Here is a 21,159-nt window from a genome sequence, read left to right on the forward strand (position 1 = left end):
AAGGCATCGGCGTGGAACACCCCCACCAGGCAGAAGACCAGGACGACTCCCTCATCGCCCCGTACCTCACCCTCCGCGTCTCCCGGGACGGCGGCCGGACCTGGGGACCCAAAGTGACGTACCGGCCCTCGCGCAAGGACACGCCCTTCGACCTCGCCGGCCGGTTCCCGCCCTGTCAGTGCCCGAGATGCGGGCGCCTCAGTCAGTGATCACCGGGAACCTGCGCGGCGCCAGAAGCAGCAGCGTCAGGAACGCCAGCGCCGCCGCGCACGCCGCCCCCAGGTACACCGCGTGCACGGCGTCGGCGATCGCGTGCCGCGTGGCCTCGGGCGCCGTACCGGCGTCCAGCGCCCGGGTCACCGAGTCCAGGTCGCCCGCGCCGCCCAGCCGCGCGGCCAGCACGCCGTTGGCGACCGCTCCGAACACGGCGGCGCCGACGGTCTGCCCGGTCTGCCGGCAGAAGAGCACGGAGGCCGTGGTCGTGCCCCGCTCCGCCCACCCCACCGTCGACTGGACGCCGACGAGGAGCGGCAGCTGGAAGAGGCCGAGCGCGCCGCCCAGCAGCAGCATCAGGAGCGTCGGCTGCCAGGCCGCCCCCGGGTACGGCAGGAACGGGAACGCGAACAGGATCAGCGCGGCCGTGCCGATGCCGACCAGCGCGGTGTCGCGGAACCCGATGCGCCGGTAGACGTGCTGACTGAGCGCGGCGGACACCGGCCAGCTGAGCGTCCACACGGACAGCACGAACCCGGCAGCCACGGGGGCGAGGCCCAGCACCGACTGCGCGTACGTCGGCAGGAACACCGAGGGCGCCACCATCAGCAGGCCGAGCGCCCCCAGTGCCAGATTGACCGCCGCGATCGTACGGCGCCGCCACACCCATCCGGGGATGATCGGCTCCGCCGCCCGCCGCTCCACCCACACCACCACGCCGACCAGCGCGAGCCCCGTGGTGAACAGCGCGAGCGACGGCGCGGACAGCCACGCCCACGCCACCCCGCCCTGCACCAGAGCCGTCAGCAGCACCCCGCCGCACGCGAACACCGCCAGCGCGCCCGCCCAGTCGACGCGCGGGGGCGTGCGCGGCTCACGCACCGGCTCGTGCAGATGGCGGACGATCAGCCAGAGCGCGGCACACCCTATGGGCACGTTGACGAGGAAGATCCAGCGCCAGTCCGCGTACGCCGCCAGCACCCCGCCGATCCCCGGACCGGCGACCGCCGACACCGCCCACACCGTGGACAGCTTGGACTGGATCTTCGGGCGTTCCTTCAGCGGGTAGAGGTCGGCGGCCAGTGTCTGCACCGTGCCCTGGAGCGCCCCGCCGCCCAGGCCCTGCACGACACGGAACGCGATCAGCGCCCCCATGTTCCAGGCGGCCGCGCACAGCAGCGAGCCGAGCAGGAACACGGCCGCGCCCACCACCAGGACGGGCTTGCGGCCGAAGGTGTCGGAGAGCTTGCCGTACACCGGGAGGGTGACGGTGACGGCGAGCAGATAGCCGGAGAACAGCCAGGAGAAGACGGAGAACCCGCCGAGGTCGCCGACGATCTGCGGTACGGCCGTGGAGACGACGGTGGAGTCCAGCGCGGCCAGTGCCATCGCGAGCATCAGGGCGGCGACGACCGCGCCCCGCCGCGAGGACGCGGTGCGCTCGGCGGCGTCCCGTGTTGCCGGTCTCGTACCGCCCACCCGGATCCCCTCCCTGATGCCTTCCCCGTTGTTTTCCCTGTGCATCTATCTGCCCCGGGACAGCTTCCCACTTGACCATGACGCGACGGGAGGGTGGAGCCTGACCGGGCCGCAGGGTGGACCCGACCCTGAGAAGGACTCCACCCGGCGGTGGAGTGCCCCTAGGGGTCCCTCCGCACTACGGCTCGGGGAGGGTTCGTACCACTGGAGGAGGAGACGGCCCCCCGATCGTCCTTAACCTGGCTTTACGCCGCAGGGGGGCGGTTGTCCGAACCGGCAGGGGTGGGGTTTTCCCCCGTGGAAGAGGGGGCTTCGCACCAGCGCGCGGCACCCCCGCCACCCACGAGACTCATCGACGTACCGCTTCGACGGACCAAGTCGACGCACCACCACGCACCACCACGACGCACCACCACGACGCACCACCACGACGCACCACCACGACCGGCCGGCGCGGCACCTCGCGCCGCCCATCCGCTGACCGACATAGGAGACTTACCGTGACATCGGCTGTGACCATTCCCAGGCACGGGGGCACTGGAGGGCCTACGGCCGTTGCCGCGCGGGCGCGGCAGGTCGTCAAGGCATACGGGTCGGGGGAGACCCGTGTCGTCGCCCTCGACCACGTCGACGTGGACATCGCCAGCGGCCAGTTCACCGCGATCATGGGCCCCTCGGGGTCCGGCAAGTCCACCCTGATGCACTGCCTCGCCGGACTCGACACGGTCACCAGCGGCCAGATCTACCTGGACGAGACCGAGATCACCGGCCTGAAGGACAAGAAGCTCACGCAGCTGCGCCGGGACCGGATCGGGTTCATCTTCCAGGCGTTCAACCTGCTGCCGACGCTGAACGCGCTGGAGAACATCACGCTGCCCATGGACATAGCCGGCCGCAAGCCGGACAAGGAGTGGCTGGACCGGGTCGTGGAGACCGTCGGCCTGGCCGGGCGGCTCAAGCACCGGCCGACCCAGCTGTCCGGCGGCCAGCAGCAGCGCGTCGCCGTGGCCCGTGCCCTGGCCGCCCGCCCGGAGATCATCTTCGGTGACGAGCCGACCGGAAACCTCGACTCGCGCGCGGGCGCCGAGGTGCTGGGCTTCCTGCGCCGCTCCGTCGACGAGCTGGGCCAGACCATAGTGATGGTCACCCACGACCCGGTGGCCGCCAGCTACGCGGACCGGGTGCTGTACCTCGCCGACGGCCGGATCGTCGACGAGATGTACCAGCCGACGGCCGACCAGGTCCTGGACCGCATGAAGGACTTCGACGCCCGGGGACGTACGTCATGACCGTCCTGAAGACCTCGATGCGCAACTTCTTCGCGCACAAGGGACGCATGGCGCTGTCGGCGATCGCGGTGCTGCTGTCGGTGGCGTTCGTGTGCGGCACGCTGGTGTTCACCGACACCATGAACACGACGTTCGACAAGCTGTTCTCGGTGACCGCGTCCGACGTCACCGTCTCCCCGAAGGGCGCGAAGTCCGACGAGACCCCGCAGAACGGCGTGCCGCTGTCGCTGCCCGCCGCCACGCTGGCGAAGGTGCGGACGGCGGACGGCGTCAAGTCGGCCGAGGGCGCGGTCAGTTCCATGAACGTGACCGTCGTGAACAGCGACAACGACAACATGGGCTCCAGCACCGGCGCGCCCACCATCGCCGGCAACTGGACGAAGAACGAGCTGCGGTCGATGGAGATCACCTCCGGGCACGCCCCGCGCGGGCCGACCGAGGTGATGGTCGACGCGGACACCGCCGACAAGCACCACCTCAAGCTCGGCGACACCCTGCGCACCATCGCGCAGACCGGCGACCTCAAGGCCAGGATCGTCGGCATCGCCACCTTCAAGGTGACCAACCCCGGCGCGGCGGTCGTCTACTTCGACACCGCCACCGCCCAGCGCGAGCTGCTCGGTGCCACCGGCCGGTTCACGCAGATCAACGTCACCGCCGCGGCCGGGGTCTCCGACGCGCGGCTCAAGCAGAACGTCGCACAGACGGTCGGCGCGGGGACGTACAAGTACCAGACCGCCAAGGAGAACGCCGCCGAGAACCGCAAGGGCATCGGCAGTGTCATGAACGTCATCAAGTACGCCATGCTCGGCTTCGCCGGCATCGCGTTCCTGGTGGGCATCTTCCTGATCATCAACACCTTCTCGATGCTGGTCGCCCAGCGCACCCGCGAGATCGGCCTGATGCGGGCGATCGGCTCCTCCCGCAAGCAGGTCAACCGGTCGGTGCTGGTCGAGGCGCTGCTGCTCGGCTTCGTCGGCTCGATCCTCGGCGTCGGCGCCGGTGTCGGTATCGCCGTCGGCCTGATGAAGATCATGGGCACGATGGGCATGGACCTGTCGACCCGGGACCTGACGATCAAGACGACCACCCCTGTGGTGGGCCTGATCCTCGGCGTGATCGTCACCGTGCTCGCCGCCTATCTGCCCGCCCGCCGCGCCGGCAAGGTCTCCCCGATGGCCGCGCTGCGCGACGCCGGTACGCCGGCCGACGGCAGGGCGGGACGGATCCGGGGCCTCATAGGCCTGGTCCTCACCGGCGCCGGCGCGGCCGCGCTGTTCGCCGCCGCCTCGGCGAAGAAGGCGAGCGAGGGCTCGCTCGTCCTCGGCGCGGGCATCGTCCTGTCCCTGATCGGCTTCGTCGTCATAGGCCCGCTCCTCGCGGGCGGGGTGGTCCGGGTGATCAGTGCGGTGCTGCTGCGCGCCTTCGGCCCGGTCGGCCGGATGGCCGAGCGCAACGCCCTGCGCAACCCGCGCCGTACGGGCGCCACCGGCGCCGCCCTGATGATCGGCCTCGCACTGGTCGCCTGCCTGTCGGTGGTCGGCTCCTCCATGGTCGCCTCCGCGACGGGTGAGCTGGACAAGTCGGTCGGCGCGGACTTCATCGTCCAGGGCAAGCAGCAGATCGTCCCGAAGGCCGAGCAGGCCATGGAGAACTCGCCAGGCCTGGCCCACGTCACCCGCTACAAGGTGCTGGACGCCCTTCAGACCTCGCCCGACGGCAAGGTCGACGACGGCGTCGTCGCGGCCACGGACCCGTCGTACGCCGAGGACCTGCGCCGTACGACCACCGAGGGAACCCTGAAGAACGCCTACGCCACGGACGCCATGTCGGTCGGCAGCGACTACGCCAAGAAGCACGGCGTGCACGTCGGCGACACCATCAGCGTCGCCTTCAAGGGCGGGAGCACGGCGAAGCTGAAGGTCGCCGCCATCACCGACGACGACACGGCCCTCGACAAGGGCGCGCGCTACATGAGCCTCGCGACCATGGAGAAGTACGTCCCGAAGAGCCAGATCCCGCCGAACGTGATCATGTTCGCCAAGGCCAGGGACGGCCAGGAGAAGCAGGCGTACGCGGCGCTGAAGAAGTCGCTGAAGAAGTACCCGCAGTACCAGGTCAGGGACCAGACCGACTACAAGAAGGAGCTGAAGGACCAGATCGGCCAGCTCCTGAACATGGTCTACGGCCTGCTCGCCCTGGCGATCATCGTCGCGGTCCTCGGCGTGGTGAACACCCTGGCCCTGTCGGTGGTCGAGCGCACGAGGGAGATCGGCCTGATGCGGGCCATCGGCCTCTCCCGCCGCCAGCTGCGCCGCATGATCCGCCTGGAGTCCGTGGTCATCGCCCTCTTCGGCGCGCTCCTGGGCCTCGGCCTGGGCATGGGCTGGGGCGCGACCGCCCACAAGCTCCTCGCCCTGGAGGGCCTGAACGTCCTGGAGATCCCCTGGCCGACGATCATCGGGGTCTTCATCGGCTCGGCCTTCGTGGGCCTGTTCGCGGCCCTGGTCCCGGCGTTCCGGGCGGGGCGGATGAACGTACTGAACGCGATCGCGACCGACTGACGGGAGCGGTCCTACGACCACCGCATACGGGGGTTGCGGGGGAAGACCCGGTGCCGGGAAGTCTTGGGGGACTTCCCGGCACCGGGTTCTTTGCCGCTTGCCGAGCCCCGCTTCCTGGCCTGCTTCTTGGCCGACCGAGTCGGGCGGTGGACGGGCATAGGCCGGGGTCCAGGGGGCGGAGCCCCCTGGGAGGTCTGTTGCAGCGCCGAGCACCGGGAAGCGCAGGTTGTCCACAGCCTCCGACGCCCACGAGCGCAGCGTCGTAGGCTGGACGCCCCCGGCCATTACACGCGTCGGGCTCTTCGCGTTGCCCCTACCCGGACGGAAAGCCCCCTCCATGAGCCTGCACGGTCTGCTCGACGCCGTCGTCAAGGACGCCGCCCTCGCGGAAGCGATCAAGGCGGCCGAGGACGGCAACCGCATGTACGTCGACCTGGTCGGCCCTCCGGCGACCCGGCCCTTCGCCATCGCCGCCCTCGCCCGCGAGGCCGGCCGCCCGGTGCTGGCGGTGACGGCCACGGGACGGGAGGCCGAGGACCTGGCCGCCGCCCTGCGCTCGCTGCTGCCCTCCGAGGGCGTCGTCGAGTACCCCTCCTGGGAGACCCTTCCGCACGAGCGGCTCAGCCCGCGCAGCGACACCGTCGGCCGCCGCCTCGCCGTACTGCGCCGCCTCGCCCACCCCAGGCCGGACGACCCGGAGACCGGCCCGGTCTCCGTCGTCGTGGCGCCCGTACGCTCCGTGCTCCAGCCGCAGGTCAAGGGCCTTGGCGACCTGGAGCCGGTGTCCCTGAGGACGGGGCAGACCGCCGACCTGAACGGCATCGTCGAAGCCCTCGCGGCCGCCGCGTACTCCCGCGTCGAGCTGGTCGAGAAGCGCGGCGAGTTCGCCGTACGCGGCGGCATCCTCGACGTGTTCCCGCCCACCGAGGAACACCCCCTGCGCATCGAGTTCTGGGGGGACGATGTCGAGGAGATCCGCTACTTCAAGGTCGCCGACCAGCGGTCCCTGGAAGTCGCCGAGCACGGCCTGTGGGCACCGCCCTGCCGTGAGCTGCTGCTGACGGAAGACGTACGCGCACGCGCGCGTGCCCTGGCCGAGGAGCACCCGGAGCTGGGCGAGCTGCTCGGCAGGATCGCCGAGGGCATCGCGGTCGAGGGCATGGAGTCCCTGGCCCCGGTCCTGGTCGACGACATGGAACTGCTCATCGACGTGCTCCCCAAGGGAGCCATGGCCGTCGTGTGCGACCCGGAGCGGGTACGCACGCGTGCCGCGGATCTGGTGGCGACGAGCCAGGAGTTCCTGGCGGCCTCCTGGGCCGCCACCGCGGGCGGCGGCGAGGCGCCCATCGACGTCGGCGCGGCCTCCCTGTGGTCCATCGCGGACGTCCGCGACCGGGCGCGCGAGCTGGACATGATGTGGTGGTCGGTGTCGCCGTTCGCCGCGGACCTCGAACTGGACACGCTCGACGGGGACACCCTCAAGCTCGCCATGCACGCGCCCGAGACCTACCGCGGCGACACCGCGCGGGCCCTCGCCGACACCAAGGGCTGGCTCGCCGACGGCTGGCACACGGTCTTCGTGACCGAGGGCCACGGCCCCGCGGCCCGCACGGTCGAGGTGCTCGGCGGCGAGGGCATCGCCGCCCGCCTCGACGCGGACCTCGCGGAGCTCAGCCCCTCGGTCGTCCATGTCTCCTGCGGCTCGATCGACTACGGCTTCGTCGACCCGGCGCTCAAGATCGCCGTCCTGACGGAGACCGACCTGTCGGGCCAGAAGGCGGCCGGCCGCGACGGCACCCGCATGCCCGCCCGCCGCCGCAAGACCATCGACCCGCTCTCCCTGGAACCGGGCGACTACATCGTCCACGAGCAGCACGGCGTCGGCCGCTACATCGAGATGGTCCAGCGCACCGTCCAGGGCGCCACCCGCGAGTACCTCGTCGTCGAGTACGCCCCCGCCAAGCGCGGCCAGCCCGGCGACCGCCTCTACATCCCCACCGACCAGCTGGAGCAGATCACCAAGTACGTCGGCGGCGAGGCACCCACTTTGCACCGCCTCGGCGGAGCGGACTGGACGAAGACCAAGGCACGCGCCAAGAAGGCCGTCAAGGAGATCGCCGCCGACCTGATCAAGCTCTACAGCGCGCGGATGGCGGCCCCCGGACACACCTTCGGCGCCGACACCCCCTGGCAGCGGGAGCTGGAGGATGCCTTCCCGTACGCCGAGACCCCCGACCAGCTGACGACCATCGCCGAGGTCAAGGAGGACATGGAGAAGTCGGTCCCGATGGACCGCCTGATCTGCGGCGACGTCGGCTACGGCAAGACGGAGATCGCGGTGCGGGCCGCCTTCAAGGCGGTGCAGGACGGCAAGCAGGTCGCGGTCCTCGTCCCGACCACACTGCTGGTGCAGCAGCACTTCGGGACCTTCAGCGAGCGGTACGCGCAGTTCCCGGTCAACGTGCGCGCCCTGTCCCGGTTCCAGACCGACACCGAGGCCAAGGCGGTCCTGGAGGGCCTCAAGGACGGCGCGGTCGACGTCGTCATCGGCACGCACCGGCTCTTCTCCTCGGAGACGAAGTTCAAGGACCTCGGCCTGGTCATCGTCGACGAGGAGCAGCGCTTCGGCGTCGAGCACAAGGAGCAGCTGAAGAAGCTCCGCGCGAACGTCGACGTCTTGACCATGTCCGCGACCCCGATCCCCAGAACCCTGGAGATGGCGGTCACCGGCATCCGCGAGATGTCGACGATCACCACTCCGCCGGAGGAGCGCCACCCGGTGCTCACCTTCGTCGGGCCGTACGAGGAGAAGCAGATCGGCGCGGCCATCCGTCGTGAACTGCTCCGCGAGGGCCAGGTCTTCTACATCCACAACCGGGTCGAGTCGATCGACCGCGCGGCCGCCCGGCTGCGCGAGATCGTCCCCGAGGCGCGCATCGCCACCGCCCACGGCCAGATGTCGGAGTCCGCGCTGGAACAGGTGGTCGTCGACTTCTGGGAGAAGAAGTTCGACGTCCTGGTGTCGACCACGATCGTCGAGTCCGGCATCGACATCTCCAACGCCAACACGCTGATCGTCGAGCGCGGCGACACCTTCGGTCTCTCGCAGCTGCACCAGCTGCGCGGACGCGTCGGCCGGGGCCGCGAACGCGGTTACTCCTACTTCCTCTACCCGCCGGAGAAGCCCCTGACCGAGACCGCCCACGAGCGGCTCGCGACCATCGCCCAGCACACGGAGATGGGCGCGGGCATGTACGTGGCGATGAAGGACCTGGAGATCCGCGGAGCCGGAAACCTGCTCGGCGGTGAACAGTCCGGGCACATCGCGGGCGTCGGCTTCGACCTGTACGTCCGCATGGTCGGCGAGGCGGTCGCGGACTACCGGCGGCAGCTGGAGACCGGCGAGATCGAGGAGGAGCCGCCGCTCGAGGTCAAGATCGAGCTGCCCGTCGACGCGCACGTCCCGCACGACTACGCACCCGGCGAGCGCCTGCGCCTCCAGGCGTACCGGGCCATCGCCTCGGCCAACACCGAGGAGGACATCAAGGCCGTACGGGAGGAACTCGTCGACCGCTACGGCAAGTTGCCCGAGCCGGTCGAGAACCTGCTTCTGGTGGCGGGCCTGCGCATGCTCGCGCGCGCGTGCGGCGTCGGCGAGATCGTGCTGCAGGGAACCAACATCCGGTTCGCCCCGGTGGAGCTGCGGGAGTCGCAGGAGCTGCGGCTCAAGCGGCTGTACCCGGGGACCGTCATCAAGCCGGCGGTGCACCAGGTGCTGGTGCCGCGCCCGAAGACCGCGAAGGTGGGCGGCAAGCCGCTGGTCGGGCGGGAACTGCTGGGCTGGGTGGGGGAGTTCCTGGCGTCGATCCTGGGTTCTTGACCGCTCCCCTCGCGGTCATCGTCCGGACTGGGCTGCGTTCTCTGCGTTCTCTGCGCTTTCCGTGTTTTCTGCGTTCCCGGTTCTGAACAGCATGGCCGCGAGGGTGCGGAACACCGCCTCCGGGTCCCGGTCGCCGACGGGGCCGTCCAGGTTGTGGCTGAGGAGCAGCGTGGCGAAGCCATGGGCGAGGGACCAGGCGGCGACCTCGGCGAGGCGGTCATCGGCGCCGCGCCCCGCCGGGGACACGGTGGAGACGGCGTCGCGCAGGGCGTCGCCGGCGAGGGCGCGGGCCGTGGTGAGTTCGAGGTCGTGGGGGCGCAGCAGTTCCGGGGCGAACATCACCTGGAAGTGCGCGGGGTGCTCGCGGGCGAAGCGTACGTAGCGCACACCCGCGTCCCTCAGGTCCGACGCGTCCCGCAGCGCGGAGGCCAGCAGCCCGAACCCCTCGGCTGCGATGACCGTGAGCAGCCCGGTGCGGTCCTTGAAGTGGTGTGCGGGCGCCGCGTGCGAGACGCCGGCCCGGCGGGCGAGGTCGCGCAGGCTCAGCGCGGTGGGGCCGTCGGCGGCGATGACGTCGAGGGCGGCGGTGAGGACGGCGCGGCGCAGGTCGCCGTGGTGGTACGGCCGCTGCGGGGAGCCGGCGCCGGCTCCGGCGGTGGGAGCGGGGCCGGGGCTAGAGGCGGGCCTGGTGGGGGTCATGGTCAGCAGCGTACGCCGAATCTAGGCATTGACAAGTTCTCCGCGCTCGGGCAATCTTGTCAGTGTCAAGTTGTGAGTGGTCGTCAACCCGATCCAGATCCTGGACGCGGTGAGGAGTCACGTCATGTCTGAGCACGTCAGCAAGGCCGTCGAGGGCGAGACGGTGCCGGACGGCGGAGTCGAACCGGCCCGCGCGCGGCAGCTCTGGCACCTGCTGGAACCCCTGCACGCGGTCCTGTACTACGCACCGGAGGCATTCGAGGAGGCCGCCGCACTCGGATTCGGCATCGCGGAGCGCTGGCCCAGCTATTTCCCCTTCCGTGCCGCGCCGTTGGGGGCGGTCGGCAGTGAACGGGTGGCCTCGGCCTTCTACAGCTTCAACCCCCGCATGGTCGCCGAGCACATCGACTCGGCATGGAAGGTCTCCGCTCCGGAGGAGGTCCTGAAGGCCAGGCTCCGGGCGATCGACCGCGCATACCGCTCGATACCGAACGTCCGCGTCGACAGCCCCGAACTGGCCGAGGCCGCGGCCCTGGCCCGGCGCGCGGCCGAGGCGGTGAACACCGCGGGCCGCCCGCTCGCCGCCGCCAACGCCGAACTGCCCTGGCCCGAGGCCCCCCACCTCCAGCTGTGGCACGCCGCGACGATCCTGCGCGAGCACCGCGGCGACGGCCATCTCGCGGCCCTCCTCGTCGCGGGCCTCGACCCGGTCGAGTCCCTCGTGTCCTTCGCCGCGATAGGCGCCGCCTCGGTGGAACGCTTCGAGAGCCGCGGCTGGAGCCCCGAGGAGTGGGCGGCCGCACGCGAGCGCCTGACAGCCCGGGGCCTGGTCCACGAGGACGGTACGGCCACGGAGGCGGGCCGCGATCTTCGCCGCGCCGTGGAGGAGCACACCGACCAACTGGCCGTCGCCCCCTGGCAGTCCCTCGGCCTGCCCGCCGTGAACCGCCTCACCGAACTGCTCGGCGACTACTGGGTCGCGGTCCTGTCCTCCGGTCTGCTGCCGTCGGAATCCACGCTGGGCATCGGCAAAGTCTGAACGGTCCCGCGCCACTGCCGGTCACATCCGCCGGACACGACCGGCGGTGCGCCCGGCATGCATCCAGCGCCCCTTGGGGCCCCGTCGGCCGAAGACTTCTCGGCGGCTACCGTGGGGCCAGGAGCAGTCCGCCCGTGCGGGGGCGGTGCGGGAGGCAAGGGGGGCGCGCCGTGATGCGTCTTAAGGGCGGGGCGATAGCCGCTGTCGTCATGACGTTCGCCGTGACAGGCTGCACGGACCAGCAGACCAAGGGGTCGTCCGGACCCGGGGAAGCGGGGAGCGGGGGCGCCGCCGTGGCCGCCGCGGACTCACTGACCGTCAAGGGACGGGCACCGAAGACCGGTTACTCCCGGGCCCGGTTCGGCACCGCCTGGGCCGACACCGACTCCAATTCCTGTGACACCCGTGACGACATCCTCAAGCGCGACCTGAAGGAGGTGAAGTTCACCGGCGGCACCTGCAAGGTCACCTACGGCCTGCTGGAACCCGACCCGTACTCCGGCAAGGACGTCACCTACCGGCGCGGCCGCAGCCAGGTGGACATCGACCACGTCGTCGCCCTCTCGGACGCCTGGCAGAAGGGCGCCAAGTACTGGGACCCCAGCAAGCGCATAGCCCTGGCCAACGACCCGCTCAATCTGCTGGCCGTCGACGCGAGCACCAACCGCGGCAAGGGCGACGGCGACACGGCCACCTGGCTGCCGCCGAACAGCGCCTACCGCTGCGCCTACGTAGCCGCCCAGGTTGCCGTGAAGAAGAAGTACGGCCTGTGGGTCACCGCCGCGGAGAAGACCACGATGAAGAAGGTCCTCACCGCCTGCCCGAACCAGAAACTCCCGTCCGGCGGCAACCCGACCAAGGCGCCGGAGCGCTTCCGGGCGCGTTGAGGAGGAGGTAAAACCGTTTCCCGGCCGTCGGCGCCGCCGCATACCTTGGCCTGTGTGGATGTGAAGGTAACGACCCTCGCCGAGCGGCCCGGCAAGCTGGAGCAGGTCCTCGGGATGGCCGACACCTGGCCGGAATTCACGGTCAACGACCCCGTGGGCGGCGCCTACTACGGCCGGATCCCCGTCGAACTGCCCGAGTACGTGCTGTTCGCCGAGGACGAGCACGGCGAAGTGGTCGCGCACGGCTACAGCGTGCCCTTCGCGCTCGCCGCCGAGGGCCGCGGAGCACTGCCCGCCCGCGGCTGGGACCAGGTGCTCGGCTGGGCCTTCGCCGACCTGCGCCGCGGTACCCGCCCCGACACGGTCAGCGCGATCTCCATCGTCGTCGCCCCGCACGCCCAGGGCCGGGGCCTGTCCGCCCTGATGCTCTCGGCGATGCGCGACAACGCCCGGACACACGGCTTCGGCGAGGTCGTCGCCCCGGTCCGCCCCAGCGCCAAGCACCTGGAACCCCGCACCCCGATCGGGGAGTACGCGCACCGGGTGCGCCCCGACGGTCTGCCGCACGACCCGTGGCTGCGCGTCCACGCCCGCGCCGGCGCCACCATCGACTCGATCGCCCCGGCCTCCATGACCGTGGGCGCCTCGCTGGAGGAGTGGCGCCGCTGGACCGAGCTGCCCTTCGACACCCTGGGAGACGTGGAAGTGCCCGGCGCGCTGGTCCCGGTCCGTTGCGAACCGGACCGCGGGTACGGCGTCTACGTCGAGCCCAACGTGTGGATGCGCCACCTGCTGTGAGCCCGCAGTGAGCCCGTGGTGACCCGGCGCCGGGCCCGACCCGGCAGATCAGGCGGATCCGCCCGCCTCGCGGATCACGCGCCCGTCCTGCCCTTCAGAGCCCCCAGGACCTGGGTCGTCAGCTTCTTCGCGGTCGCGGCCCCGTTGCCGCTGCCAGCCGTGGACAGCACGGTGACCACGGCGTTGCCGGAACGGGCCGCGATGAGCGTGGTGCCGTTCTCCCAGGCGTCGCTCGTCAGCGTGATCGTGTAGGCCTCGTCGCCGAGCCCGGCCGTGGACTGGCTCGTCACCTTCACCTTGGCGTGTGCGTCGGCGTCCGTGAACGTGGCGCACTCGGTGACGGCGGACCGCAGTTCCTGCATCACCGTCTTCGCCGTGGTGCCCTGGAACTGGTCGATCTCCTGGGCCATTTCCTCGGTCTTGTCCTGGTTCGCGTAGTCGTCCTGCGCGAACGACACGCCCCCCTTGAAGCCGGATACCTGGATCCAGGCCGTGCCCTCCAGCCTGGTGCAGTCGGGCTTCGCCGTGTTCCTGCTGGACACTGCGAGGAACTGGCCCCCGCTGTCCGAGACGCCGTCGGCCTCGCGGGCGAACCCGGACGGGAAGGCCGACGCGGGCGCCAGTGCCTTCTTGAGTTGCGTGCCGGTGAGCAGACCGGCGTTGGGGTTTGCTGCCTTGGTCGGCTTGGCCGGCTTGGCGCTCGCGTCGGTGCCGGAGGAGCAGGCGGAAAGAGCCAGGGGAAGCGCCGCGACGGCGAGCAGGGTGGCGGTACGGCACGGAAGACGCATGACAGTCCTTCAAGAAGCGATGTGTGGTGGGTGATGTGACCGGTGGTGCGGGAGAAGTGGGAGGAACGGCGGACGTGGGGAGCGGTGGACGCGGTGCCGTACGGCGACGGTGATGCCGTACGGCAGCCGAGGCGCGGCCTCCGCCGGGCGGTGGAGGCCGGCCGGGTCAGGCGGTCTTCTTCCAGTCCCCGCAGCCGGTGGTCTTGAAGTAGGCGTCGCTGGAACTGATGGTGACGACGGCGGTGCCGGTCACGTTGTTGTTCGCGATGATCGAGTCGAGCCCGTGCTCGGCGTCCTTGGTGCGCTCCCAGTAGCAGGAGTCGTCGGCGTTGCCGGTGGACCTGTACGTCCCCGGGGCGATGTCGGTGCCGACCTTGAACATTCCGCCGTTGCCGTCCATGGCCTTGGCGGGCGCCCCCTTCGCCTTCGGGTCGACAGCCTCCCAGTCCTTGCAGCCGCTGGACTTGAACAGCTTGTCGGTGGCCTTGACGGTGACGTAACTGGTGCCGCTGACGTTGTCGTTGGCCAGCAGCGAGTCCATCTCACCGGAGGCGTCCTTGGCGCGCTCCCAGTAGCACATGTCGTCGGTGTTGCCGCTGGTGCGGTAGGTGCCGGGCTTGACGTCCGAACCGACGCGGAAGTCGCCGTCCCCGTCGATCGCGGCCTTCTTCTTCGTGGCGGCTCTCGATCTGCCCGAATCCTTCTTGCCGCCGGTCTTGTGCTCGGCGGACGCCGAAGAGCTCTTGTCGCCGCTGTCCGATCCGCCGTTGCTCCCGCCCTTGCCGGCGTTCGCCGACACGGTACCGATGACGACGATCCCCACGACGGCGCTCAGCGCGACCTTGCCCTTCATGCCCATGGCTGTCCCCTCCCCGAGACGGCGACGGCCTCCGTCCGGCGGCCGTTCGTTCGCTGGGTCAATAAGAGCAGAGCCTGTGAACCGAGTCAACACGGTTCACATGGTCGGTCGAGTGCACGGCTGTGAATGAGGGGATCGCGTGTACACCGGTATGCTCGGCGTCACACACGGAACGAGGGGAGCGGGGCGGGTGCAGGACAACGCGACAGAAGTGACCGCCGCCGGAATCGCGAGGCTCGCCGGCGTCGGCCGCGCCGCCGTCAGCAACTGGCGCCGTCGACACGCCGACTTCCCCAAACCGGTGGGCGGCACCGAGACCAGCCCGTCCTTCGCCCTCGCCGAGGTCGAGGCCTGGCTGCGCAAACAGGGCAAGCTCGCCGAGGTCCCCCTGCGTGAGCGCGTCTGGCAGCAGCTCGCCGGTCATCCGGAAGGTCCGGTCACCGCCCTGGTGCACGCGGGCTGCGCGCTCCTGCTCATCCATGAACGCCCCACCGACTGGCTGGAGGTCGCCGCCGGCTCCGACGAGCGCCTGGCCGCGAAGCTGCCCTCCGTGCTGGAGCAGGTGATCACCCCGCGCTTCGGCGTGAACCGCGGCCGCCGTGTTCACACCGGACCGGCGGCGGGCGCGGCCGTGGCTGTGAACACTTCGGGTGATGTGAATCGTCTGGGAGCTGCTCACGCCCCGGGCGCTGTGAACACGCGAGCAGCTGCGGACCGCCCCCAGGCTGCTGTGAACACCCCGGCCGCGGTACACACTCCTGCGGCGGTCCACACCCCGACCGGTGCGCAGGGCACCCCAGCCGTGAACAGCACCCCTGCGATTCACACCCCCACCGGCCCCGAACTCCTCCCCTCCGTCCCCCTCCTGCGCGGCGCCGCCGAGCTGGCTGCCGAGACGGGGGCACGGCAGACGTTCGAGTTCCTGCTGGGGCGCCATCTGGACGCCAACCCGCGCCAGTACACACTCACCCCCGCCGAGCTCGCCCGGCTCATGGCCGACCTGGCCGGCCCCGCCCGCACCGTGCTCGATCCCGCCTGCGGCACCGGCGCCCTACTGCGCGCCGTGGACACCCGCCCCGACCAGGAGCTGTGCGCCCAGGACAGCGCGCCCGACCTCGCCACGCTCACGGCGCTGCGCCTCGCGCTGCACTCACGGGCCGCCGTGCGCGGCGCCGCCGGGGACGCCCTGCGCGGCGACGCGTACCCGGAACTGCGCGCCGACGCCGTCCTGTGCCACCCGCCGTTCAACGAGCGCAACTGGGGACACGACGAACTCGCCTACGACCCCCGCTGGGAGTACGGCTTCCCGGCCCGCACCGAGTCCGAGCTCGCCTGGGTCCAGCACGCGCTCGCCCGGCTGAAGGACGGCGGCACCGCCGTGCTGCTCATGCCGCCCGCCGCCGCCTCCCGCCGCTCCGGCCGGCGTATCCGCGCCGACCTGCTGCGCCGCGGTGCGCTGCGCGCCGTAGTCGCGCTGCCGGTGGGCGCGGCACCGCCGTACAACATCCCGCTCCACGTGTGGGTGCTGCGCCGCCCGGACAGGGCGCCCGCGCAGCCCGAGGTGCTGCTCGCCGACAGCGGGCAGTTCGCCACCGAGGGGCGCGGCGGGCCGGACTGGCAGGCGGTGCGGGACGCCGTCCTCGACGCCTGGCACCTCTTCGAACGGGCCGGGCGGCTCGACGAGCGGCCGGGGCTGGCCCGTTCCGTGCCCGTGATCGAACTCCTCGACGACGACGTGGACCTCGCCCCCGCCCGCCACCTTCCGCCGCCCGCCGTGGCCGACGGCGCGGAGCAGCTCACGGCCGTGCGCGAGCGGCTCGGCGAGACGCTGCGCCTGACCGCCGCCCTCACCCCGCCGCCCGCCGACTTCGCGCGGCCCGTGCGCTGGCCGCTCACCACCGTCGGTGAACTCGCGCGCGGGGGCGCCCTGGTGATGCGTACCGGCGGAAACGGCGGGCACACGCGCGTGCCCGTCCTCACCGACCACGACGTCCTCGCCGGAACCGCGCCCTCCGGGACGCTCCCCGAGAGCGACGAGGAGGCCGTGCTCACCGAGCCGGGCGACGTCGTCGTCCCGGTGCTCGGCGGCGGCTCGGTGGCGCGTGTGATCGACGACGCGACGGGGGGCGCCGCCCTGGGGCGCAGCCTCGTCCTCCTGCGCCCCGATCCCACGGCGCTCGACCCGTGGTTCCTCGCCGGCTTCCTGCGCGGCACCGCCAACAACCGGCAGGCCAGCAGCTACGCGTCCACGGCCACCCGGCTCGACGTGCGCCGCCTCCAGTTGCCGCGGCTCCCGCTCGACGAACAGCGGCGCTACGGCGCGCGCTTCCGCGCCCTCGACGAGTTCGAGCGGGCGCTCAGGCACGCGGGCCGGCTCGGGGAGCAGCTCGTACGCGGGATGTACGACGGCCTGACGGACGGCACGGTGGCACCGCAGTGACCCGGCGGGGGAGATCTCCCCCGCCGTCTCGTCCGGAACGTCCTGCTCCGCCCATCCCCGGCCGCACCTGCGATGTCTTGGTGAGTGACCGGCACGACAACGGTTCGGTACAACCCGGACCGCTTGTCCGTGTCGGGCCATATGCTCGAAGCGACAATCGCATGACCGGTGTTGTCCGCGCAGCGACGGCACCGGGCGGACATGTACGCCCATTTCAGGCAACAGGAGCAGCCATGCAAGGCCACGGCTACGCACAGCCGGTGCAGCAGCCGCCGCACCCCGCGACGCTGGTCTTCCTGCGCGTGCTGTTCGTGGCGATCGGGTTCACCTGCATCGGCTTCGTGTCCTGGGCGATGCTGCTGCGCCTGGCCATCGTGACCCGCAAGTCGCTGGACTGGGGCCTGTTCGTGGCGTTGCTGGCGGCCGATGTCCTCAGCATCGTGCTGCTGGGGAGCGAGCCCGGCGACGAGATCCACACCACCGGCGGCTACGTGGGCCTCACCCTGCTCCTCGGCTCGCTCGTCGCCGCGACGGCGTACTACCTCGCGGCGGACATACGGCACTTCCAGAAGCAGCGCGACGCCTACCGGGCGCAGCACCCGATGGCGCCGGCGTACGGCTATCCGGGCCCGGCGTCGCCGTACACCGCGACGACCGTGCCGACCATGCCGCAGTCCCCGCACACCCCGCCCCCGATGCCGCACACGCCCCACACGCCTCACATGCCCCACACGCCCCCGCCCGGGCCGCCGATGGCCACGCCGCCGCCCCAGCGTCCGGCTCCCGCGCGCATCGACCAGGTGCGCGCCGAGCTGGACGAGCTCAGTGACTACCTGCGCAAGCACGACGGGCATCACGAGGGCAACCACGAGGGCGGAAGGTGACCGTGGCGACAGGACGTGTCGTCGCCGGCCGTTACGAGCTGTCCACGCTGATCGGGCAGGGCGGCATGGGCCAGGTCTGGACGGCGTACGACAAGCGGCTCGACCGGCGCGTGGCGGTGAAGCTGCTGCGCCCGGACAAGGTGGCCGGGCAGGAGGCCGACGAGCTGCGCCGCCGGTTCGTGCGCGAGTGCCGGGTGACCGCGCAGGTGGACCATCCGGGTCTGGTCACGGTGCACGACGCGGGCAGCGAGGGCGAGGAGTTGTTCCTCGTCATGCAGTACGTCGACGGCGCCGACCTCTCCGACCATCTCGCCGAGCACGACCCGTACCCGTGGCAGTGGGCGGTGGCGGTGGCCGCGCAGCTGTGCGCCGTGCTGAGCGCCGTGCACGCGGTGCCGATCGTGCACCGTGACCTGAAGCCGCGCAATGTGATGGTGAAGCAGGACGGCACGGTCACCGTGCTCGACCTCGGTGTCGCCTCCGTCATGGACACCGACACCACCCGTCTCACCCACACCGGCTCGCCGATCGGGTCGCCCGCCTACATGGCGCCCGAGCAGGCGATGGGCGGCGCGGTCGGGCCGTACACCGACCTGTACGCGCTGGGCGTGCTGATGCACGAACTGCTCAGCGGTGACGTGCCGTTCGCCGGTTCGACGGCGCTCGGGGTACTGCACCGGCATCTGTACGAGCCGCCGCTGCCCGTGCGCCGGATCCGCCCCGAGGTGCCGGAGGCGCTGGAGGCGCTCGTCCTGCGCCTGCTCGCCAAGGACCCGCAGCACCGGCCCGCCTCCGCGCAGGAGGTGTACGAGCATCTGGCGTTGCTCCTGCCCGCGCGCGGGACGCCCACCGGGGCGCCCCTCGACCCCACGCGCCCTTTCCTGCGTCCGCACGCCCCCTGGCCGGACCGCGCGCGCACGCCCGCGCCCCAGCCCGCCCCCGTGGCGGCCGTGCCCGACAAGCCCGATGTCGCCGCCGCCGTGGACGAGGTCAAACGCCTTCTCGGCGAGGGCCGCATCACCCAGGCCGTCGACATCCTCGGCGCGATCCTGCCCGCCGCCGCCGAACAGCACGGCGAGCACTCCCCGGTCGTCCGCACCCTGCGCAAGCAGTACGCGGCCACGCTCATGGACGACGGCCAGTACCGGCGCGCGCTGCCCGAACTGCGCCGCCTCGCCGACGAACGCGCCGCCGAGGCGGGCCAGGCCGACCCGCAGTCCCTGCGCTTCCGCTTCGACGCCGCCCAGTGCCTGGAGCAGCTCGGTGAACCGGCGGCCGCGATCGCGGAGTACCGCGCGCTGCTGCCGTACTACGAGAACCAGTACGTCTCCGGCGACCCGCAGCTCGCCCACGACGTCCGCCGCCGCATCGGCCTTCTGCTGCTGGCCGTCGGGGACCGGGCCGCCGCGCACGACACGCTCGCGCGGCTGGTGCTCGACGTGGAGCGCCTGCACGGACCGGGACACCCGATGGCCGCGGAGGTCCGTCGGACGTTGCAATGGCTGGGGCAGGTGCGTGGCTAGGTTTTGCCGTTCCCTCAGGGAATCTTGTGGGTTCCGGGAGCGGATCTTTTCGAAAGTGTGAGCGGAGCCGGATAGCTTGCGGTTCGCTTTTGCCAGGCAACGCACAATCAAGGGTGGGGTCTTCATGTCCAGCCATCGGCTGTCGAAGAAGAGCAGATACGTCGCGTGGTCGGTCGCCGGTGCCGCCGTCGTCGCCGGAGCGGGCATCGCCGCGCAGGCCTCCATGGCCGCCACGACCTGGCCCGCGCAGAAGACGTACACCGGCCGCGCCTTCGACACCTGCACCGCGCCCTCCTCGGCCGCCATGAAGGCATGGCGCACGGACGGCTTCTATGGTGCCGCCGCCGTCTACGTCGGGGGCAGGAACCGCGGCTGCAACCAGCCCAACCTCACCGCCTCCTGGGTCAAGTCCGTCAGCTCGGCCGGCTGGAAGCTCATCCCGCTCTACGTCGGCGCCCAGCCGCCCTGCCAGAGCGGTTCCAACCCCGAGAAGCTCACCGCCGCCACCGCCGCCTCCCTCGGCAGGACCGACGCGGACGACGCCGTGTCCAAGGCCTCCGCCCTCGGCATGAAGACCGGCAGCCCGATCTACCTCGACATGGAGGCGTACGACACGACGAACACGTCGTGCAACGACGCCGTGCTCGTCTATGTGCGCGCCTTCGACAAGGAACTGCGCGTGAAGACGTACCGCGCGGGCTACTACGGCTTCACCAGCTCCAGCGCGAAGGCGATCGCCAACGCCACGGACAAGACCGATCTGCCGGGCAACCTCTGGTACGCGCTGTGGGACAAGCAGAACACCACGACCGCGGACTGGCCGTTCGGCGCGACCCAGTACACCGGGCACAGCCGGGCCCACCAGTACATGGTCAACAGCAAGGAGACCCGGGGCGGCTACACGATCACCGTGGACCGCGACGCGTGGGACGCCCCGGTGGCCATCACCGGCTGACGCCCGCCCCACGGCGGAGGGGCGGCGGTGGCGGCGGTGCCTGAAGCGCGCGTGAATCGTTGGTCGAATGGGTTGGCCAGAGCTTGCCCACTGCCTACCATCGATCACCGCAAGACTTTGTGCACCGTCGCACAATCTCCTCAGGAGGTTTCCTTGCCCCGCCGCCGTCGCACCGCGCTCGTCCTGTCCGCCGCGATCGCCGTCGCGGCCCCCCTCCTCACCGCCTGCGGAAACGATGCGCATCCGGGCGCGGCGGCCGTCGTCGGCGGCCGGCGGATCACCGTCGCCCAACTGGAGACCAGGGTGAACGAGGTGCGCCGGGCGCAGCGGGCCGCGGTGCCGGACGAGACGCAGTACCAGCAGGTCCTCGCCTCCACCAGCAGCCTCACCCGCGACACCCTGCACAACATGGTCCTCGACCGGGTCCTGCACCGTGCCGCGCAGGACCAGGGCATCACGGTCACCCGCAAGGAGATCCAGGAGATGCGCACCGGCCTGGAGCAGCAGGCCGGCGGCTCCGAGGCGCTGGCGACGGCCTGGCTGCAGAAGTACGGCGTCGCCCCCAAGCGCCTCGACGAGAACCTCCGTCTCCAGGTGGAGGCGCGCAAGCTGGCCCAGAAGCTCGGCACCGACACCAGCCGGCCCGCCTTCTGGAAGGCCCTGTCCACCGCGTCCGGCGAACTGCACATCGACCTCAATCCGCGCTACGGCTCCTGGGACGTGCAGAAGAGCAGCCGCGTCGACGCGAAGACGCCGTGGGTGCGGGAGGTCACCGCGAGCGGGACGCAGCGGACGGCGTAGGGCCGGGACGGCAGCGGAAGGCAGCGGACGGCGTAGGGCCGGTGCCGGTCACACGATCACA

The 21,159-nt window shown here is 71.3% G+C and carries 15 protein-coding genes; 11 read left to right on the plus strand and 4 right to left on the minus strand.

Going from position 1 to position 21,159, the window contains the following annotated elements:
* Positions 1 to 198: 198 nt before the first annotated feature.
* Entirely contained in the window at positions 199 to 1,692 is a 1,494-nt protein-coding gene (locus ACIPSA_RS17410; RefSeq protein WP_402635122.1) for an MFS transporter, read from the minus strand.
* Between the two features lie 500 nt (positions 1,693 to 2,192).
* Between ACIPSA_RS17410 and ACIPSA_RS17415 the strand changes: the two genes are divergently transcribed.
* The 3 genes from ACIPSA_RS17415 (at position 2,193) to mfd (ending at position 9,425) form a co-directional block, all read left to right on the plus strand.
* The gene (locus tag ACIPSA_RS17415; RefSeq protein ID WP_402635124.1) at positions 2,193 to 2,981 is read left to right on the plus strand and encodes an ABC transporter ATP-binding protein; all 789 of its coding nucleotides are present in this window, start codon (positions 2,193 to 2,195) and stop codon (positions 2,979 to 2,981) included.
* On the plus strand, positions 2,978 to 5,545 hold the full coding sequence (locus ACIPSA_RS17420; protein WP_402635127.1) for an ABC transporter permease: 2,568 nt from the start codon (positions 2,978 to 2,980) through the stop codon (positions 5,543 to 5,545). The genes ACIPSA_RS17415 and ACIPSA_RS17420 overlap by 4 nt, the downstream gene beginning before the upstream one ends.
* 337 nt (positions 5,546 to 5,882) lie before the next feature.
* A complete protein-coding gene (mfd, locus tag ACIPSA_RS17425; protein ID WP_402635130.1) occupies positions 5,883 to 9,425 on the plus strand; it encodes a transcription-repair coupling factor in 3,543 nt (1,180 codons plus the stop codon).
* 15 nt (positions 9,426 to 9,440) lie between these two features.
* Here the strand turns inward: mfd and ACIPSA_RS17430 are convergent, their stop codons facing one another.
* On the minus strand, positions 9,441 to 10,124 hold the full coding sequence (locus ACIPSA_RS17430) for a TetR/AcrR family transcriptional regulator (protein WP_402635132.1): 684 nt from the start codon (positions 10,122 to 10,124) through the stop codon (positions 9,441 to 9,443).
* Between the two features lie 124 nt (positions 10,125 to 10,248).
* Here ACIPSA_RS17430 and ACIPSA_RS17435 point away from each other — a divergent pair, with 124 nt between their 5' ends.
* The 3 genes from ACIPSA_RS17435 (at position 10,249) to ACIPSA_RS17445 (ending at position 12,848) form a co-directional block, all read left to right on the plus strand.
* Positions 10,249 to 11,163 carry a hypothetical protein gene (locus tag ACIPSA_RS17435; protein ID WP_402635135.1) on the plus strand — a complete coding sequence of 305 codons (915 nt, stop codon included), beginning with the start codon at positions 10,249 to 10,251 and terminating at the stop codon, positions 11,161 to 11,163.
* 173 nt (positions 11,164 to 11,336) lie between these two features.
* Positions 11,337 to 12,050, plus strand: a complete 714-nt coding sequence (locus tag ACIPSA_RS17440; RefSeq protein ID WP_402635455.1) for an HNH endonuclease family protein — start codon at positions 11,337 to 11,339, stop codon at positions 12,048 to 12,050.
* Between the two features lie 114 nt (positions 12,051 to 12,164).
* Positions 12,165 to 12,848, plus strand: coding sequence for a GNAT family N-acetyltransferase (locus tag ACIPSA_RS17445; protein ID WP_402635458.1), 684 nt, complete (start codon positions 12,165 to 12,167; stop codon positions 12,846 to 12,848).
* 74 nt (positions 12,849 to 12,922) lie between these two features.
* On the opposite strand, the gene ACIPSA_RS17450 is transcribed toward ACIPSA_RS17445, so the two are convergent.
* Positions 12,923 to 13,636 carry a hypothetical protein gene (locus tag ACIPSA_RS17450; RefSeq protein WP_402635138.1) on the minus strand — a complete coding sequence of 238 codons (714 nt, stop codon included), beginning with the start codon at positions 13,634 to 13,636 and terminating at the stop codon, positions 12,923 to 12,925.
* Positions 13,637 to 13,802: 166 nt separating this feature from the next.
* Positions 13,803 to 14,495 carry a hypothetical protein gene (locus tag ACIPSA_RS17455; RefSeq protein ID WP_402635140.1) on the minus strand — a complete coding sequence of 231 codons (693 nt, stop codon included), beginning with the start codon at positions 14,493 to 14,495 and terminating at the stop codon, positions 13,803 to 13,805.
* Positions 14,496 to 14,685: 190 nt separating this feature from the next.
* On the opposite strand from ACIPSA_RS17455, the gene ACIPSA_RS17460 reads away from it, so the two are divergent.
* The 5 genes from ACIPSA_RS17460 to ACIPSA_RS17480 all read left to right on the plus strand — a co-directional run bounded on the left by ACIPSA_RS17460 (position 14,686) and on the right by ACIPSA_RS17480 (position 21,098).
* A complete protein-coding gene (locus ACIPSA_RS17460; RefSeq protein ID WP_402635461.1) occupies positions 14,686 to 16,935 on the plus strand; it encodes an N-6 DNA methylase in 2,250 nt (749 codons plus the stop codon).
* Positions 16,936 to 17,168: 233 nt separating this feature from the next.
* Positions 17,169 to 17,819, plus strand: coding sequence for a hypothetical protein (locus ACIPSA_RS17465; RefSeq protein WP_402635142.1), 651 nt, complete (start codon positions 17,169 to 17,171; stop codon positions 17,817 to 17,819).
* A gap of 38 nt (positions 17,820 to 17,857) precedes the next feature.
* On the plus strand, positions 17,858 to 19,342 hold the full coding sequence (locus ACIPSA_RS17470) for a protein kinase (RefSeq protein WP_402635464.1): 1,485 nt from the start codon (positions 17,858 to 17,860) through the stop codon (positions 19,340 to 19,342).
* 124 nt (positions 19,343 to 19,466) lie between these two features.
* On the plus strand, positions 19,467 to 20,297 hold the full coding sequence (locus ACIPSA_RS17475; RefSeq protein WP_402635145.1) for a glycoside hydrolase domain-containing protein: 831 nt from the start codon (positions 19,467 to 19,469) through the stop codon (positions 20,295 to 20,297).
* Between the two features lie 153 nt (positions 20,298 to 20,450).
* Positions 20,451 to 21,098, plus strand: a complete 648-nt coding sequence (locus ACIPSA_RS17480; RefSeq protein ID WP_402635148.1) for a SurA N-terminal domain-containing protein — start codon at positions 20,451 to 20,453, stop codon at positions 21,096 to 21,098.
* Positions 21,099 to 21,159: the final 61 nt, after the last annotated feature.

It is taken from the genome of Streptomyces sp. NPDC086549 (assembly GCF_044746205.1).
Taxonomy (GTDB): Bacteria; Actinomycetota; Actinomycetes; order Streptomycetales; family Streptomycetaceae; genus Streptomyces.